Genomic DNA, 3,746 nt, shown 5'->3' with positions numbered 1-3,746 from the left:
GGTGAACAAAATGGTGTGCTAAAAGCCTGGGTTGACCAGCAGCAGGTGTTTGAGCGCAGTAATATTCGTTTTCGGGATACCAGCGATCTTAAAATAGAACGGTTATGGCTGAATTTTTATCATGGCGGCACCGCCAAGCCGGCGCAGAGAATGGAGCTGTATATTGATAACGTCATTCTGGCTACTGAATAACGTTTGTCAAATTAAAATGGCCAGCTTGTTGGTGTCAGCTGCTGGCTATTAAGGCGTTTTATTGATATAAATGCATGGCAATTTACTCAATAAAATGGATTTTCTGTAATGCCCTCCTCACCAGGCCAGGATAGCCAGGATCAGCAAGACCAATCCCAGAATAACCATACCCATAATAAGGTGTATTCCGGCTCGGTTTTTATGCTGATTACCCGCTTAAGTATCAAGTCAATTGGCATTGTCAGCTCTATTTTTCTGGCCCGTTTATTAACACCGGAAGATTTCGGCCTGGTGGCCATCACTGTGGCTATTTATGCCTTTATTGAACTGTTTGGCGCGCTCGCGCTTGGTACCGCGCTAATTCAGCAAAAAACCAATAATATTGATGATTACAACAGTGCCTGGACCTTTAATGTGCTGTTTGGCATGGTTGCAGCGTTATGTCTGGTACTGATAGCTCCGCTGGTCGCGAGCTTTTATCAGGATGACCGATTGCAAGACGTGCTGTATATAATGGCTTTTGTCAGTGGATTATCGGGTTTACATAATATTGGCGTTGTTAACTTTCAGCGAGATTTAAATTTCCGTAAAGAGCTGCAACTGCAACTAGTGCCTAAAGTTATCAGCTTTGTTATCACCCTAGGCCTCGCATTTGTATTGCGTAATTATTGGGCACTGGTGCTCGGTGTACTAAGTAACAAACTTGTTGTTGTAATTTATAGCTACATAATGCATCCATACCGGCCGCGGATCTGTTTTAAATCTTTTAATAAGCTGTTTAAGTTCTCGCGCTGGTTGCTGCTAAATAATGTGGTTTATTTTATCAACGATAAAGTGAGTCAACTGATGGTAGGTAAAATGTTATCACCTTCCGCCCTTGGTTTTTTATCGTTAAGTCAAGAGATTGGCCAATTGCCTACTAGCCATATTGCATTACCAATAAATAAAGCGACCTTTCCTGTATACGCCCGCTTCCAAGATAACCAGATTGAACTTAAAAAAGCCTACCTAAATACTACGGCGTTAACTGCCAGTCTGACCATCCCCTTCTCTATTGGTATTGCCATGGTTTCGCCTTTACTGGTGGCAGTGCTACTAGGCGACCAATGGCTGAGTATGGTGCCACTACTGCAGCTGCTTGCGCTGGCTAATATGTTTTTTAGCGTTACCTCTAACAATAGTTATGTTTACCTGGCCAGCGGCAAACCACATATCTCTTTCTTTATTAATTTTTCCCGCTTGGCAGTGTTTTTTGCGTTATTTATTCCGCTATTAGATTACAACGGTTTAATCGGTATTGGCCAGGCACGGCTTGGCTCAACGCTATTAATGGTGTTTATAGTGCAGGCCATTGTCATCCGTTTTCTAAAGCTACCGATAGCTGATCTACTAAGGGCATTTATCCGCCCGGTTTTGGCAGGGCTAACGATGGCATTGGCGGTGTGGGCGGTGCAGTCATCAGTCAGCGTAGCCATACCATTGTTGCAATTATTGCTGGAAACCTTAACAGGGGTGCTTAGTTACAGTCTGGTCACTTTATTGATATGGCATTTACAGGGCTATCCGAAGGGTTTTGAGCACAATATCTTCAGTCGACTGCGCTTAAAGAATTTTCCTCCAAAATCTGGTAGCTCGCTGCCATGACCGATTCTCTGGTTTGCATTCAGCAAGCGGCTTTACAACAAGTGCAACTCAGTCCACTGCTGCAAAACAGCGCAACCAGTGAAGTGCTTAAGCAACTGCAACAACAGTGTTACCCGGCAAAAGCTTATCAGGCTTATAATCAGCGGCCAGACTTACTCACAAACTTAGCTGCATTACCGCTGCAACTTGGCTGTAGCAGGGAGCAGCTGGCCAGATTGCTAATGTTAAAATTGCTGGCAGAGTTTTCAGTGCAACAACTACCGCTGGCTACAACAGTCGACATAAGCAATAACTACCAACGCAGCTTACAGCGCATTCATCAGCTGTGGGCTAATGCTACCGAAACCCAATTGCAAAAAAGTGATATATTTCTTAAAGATATTGGCTTGTTAACCGGTTCGCTGCTGCCCTGTGCTGAACGGGTAGTAGAGCCCTGTTCTGCTATCCAGCGTTCATTACTGTACAACAAGGGCTTTGCACAGGCAGTCAACTTTTTACGCGTTTTAGCTGAAGCCAGAGGCAATAAACCGGTTTGCCGGCTGCATATTCACTTGTCAGAAATAAAGCAGTTAACCGCCGCCGGCTGGCGCCAGACGTGCCTTCAGCTGGCTGAGTTACTACTACTTAATCCGCAACTAAAAGGCGTGGTGGGTGCCTGCTGGTTTTATGATCCGGCTATTACTACTGTCAGCCCCAGGCTGGCATTTATCAGTCAGCTGCTTAGCGAAATGCAGGCTAGCTGGTTTTATTCTCATGCGGAGGGTGAATCAAGTGGTGCTTTTAGCCGTTCTGCAACGCGTCAACACGCTTATGCTGCTGGGCAGTATAAGCCTAAAAATTATGTTATTTTTATCCCCAGGCGCCGGCTGCTTGCCTGGTACAATAGGCAAAAAATGTGATGAAAACCGCTATTTTAACCTTATTTCGCTGGTTTGGATTGTTTAGCCTGGCAAAAGTAATTACTGCCAGACGGCCGCGTATTTTGTGTTACCACGGCATTTCAGTAGATGATGAATATCAGTTATTTCCCGGTGTGTTTATGCGAAGCGCTACCTTCGCCAGACGCATGGCACTGGTAAAAAAATGGGGCTTCAGTCCGGTGTCGCTGGACAAGCTGTACGAGCAGCATCAAGCAGGCCAATATAACAAAAATACCCTGGTGATTACGATCGACGATGGTTGGGCGGCCATCGAGCAAGGCATGCTACCCACCCTTAAAAAATTCGGCTTCAACGCAACCTTGTATCTATCAACCTACTTTGTTTTTAATCAACGACCAATATTCAAACTTTCGTGCTTTTATTTATTTTGGAAGCATAAGCGACCTTTTATTATGGCCAATAACAGCTGCCTAAAACCCTACACGGATGCGAAAGAACTAACAGTTCATCAGCTGTTGCAACTCTCAGCTCAACTTGGCTCCGCGAGCGAACAAACTATATTACTGGAATTAGCAGCATGTTTTGGAGAAGATATTCAACGTTGGCCACAAACAGGTAAATTTATGTTTCTGACACCTGAGAAAGTTAGTGAGTTGGCTGAGCAAGGGTTAGCTATAGAGCTGCATACCCATCGCCATAAGTTTTCTGAATTAAATCTGCAAGATGCCGCTGTTGAAATTACCAACAATCGGGCCTATATCAGCCAACTTACTGGTAAAAACCCGCAACATTTTTGTTATCCAAGTGGTGAATATCACTCAGAACAGCTAAATATCCTTAATGAGCTCAACATTAAAACTGCCACCACAACTGAAAACGAATTGGTAAACAAACGTAGAGGTTTGCTAACTTTGCCCAGGTTAGTTGATAGTGACCGAGTTAGTGAACTAGAATTTGAAGCTGAGTTAACTGGAGTAATGACGCTCCTGCGTGCTGCAGTTGCCACTTTTAAACGGGGCGATCGCTGAT

At 44.4% G+C, this 3,746-nt stretch carries 4 protein-coding genes; all 4 read left to right on the top strand.

Annotation, left to right across the window (positions count from 1 at the left end):
* Window positions 1–192: hypothetical protein (locus ABY802_RS16195; RefSeq protein WP_372628157.1), on the top strand; the 192-nt coding region annotated here is incomplete at its 5' end.
* A gap of 108 nt (window positions 193–300) precedes the next feature.
* A complete protein-coding gene (locus ABY802_RS16190) occupies window positions 301–1,836 on the top strand; it encodes a lipopolysaccharide biosynthesis protein (RefSeq protein ID WP_372628156.1) in 1,536 nt (511 codons plus the stop codon).
* Complete coding sequence (locus ABY802_RS16185) at window positions 1,833–2,735, top strand: hypothetical protein (RefSeq protein WP_372628155.1); 903 nt, start codon at window positions 1,833–1,835, stop codon at window positions 2,733–2,735. The genes ABY802_RS16190 and ABY802_RS16185 overlap by 4 nt, the downstream gene beginning before the upstream one ends.
* 140 nt (window positions 2,736–2,875) lie before the next feature.
* Window positions 2,876–3,745, top strand: a complete 870-nt coding sequence (locus tag ABY802_RS16180; RefSeq protein WP_372628154.1) for a polysaccharide deacetylase family protein — start codon at window positions 2,876–2,878, stop codon at window positions 3,743–3,745.
* Window position 3,746 lies beyond the last annotated feature (1 nt).

The sequence above is a fragment of the Arsukibacterium sp. genome (assembly GCF_041616895.1).
Classification (GTDB): domain Bacteria; phylum Pseudomonadota; class Gammaproteobacteria; order Enterobacterales; family Alteromonadaceae; genus Alishewanella.
The sequence above is the reverse complement of the archived record's forward strand: the minus strand, read 5'-3'. Positions and strand labels throughout refer to the sequence as shown.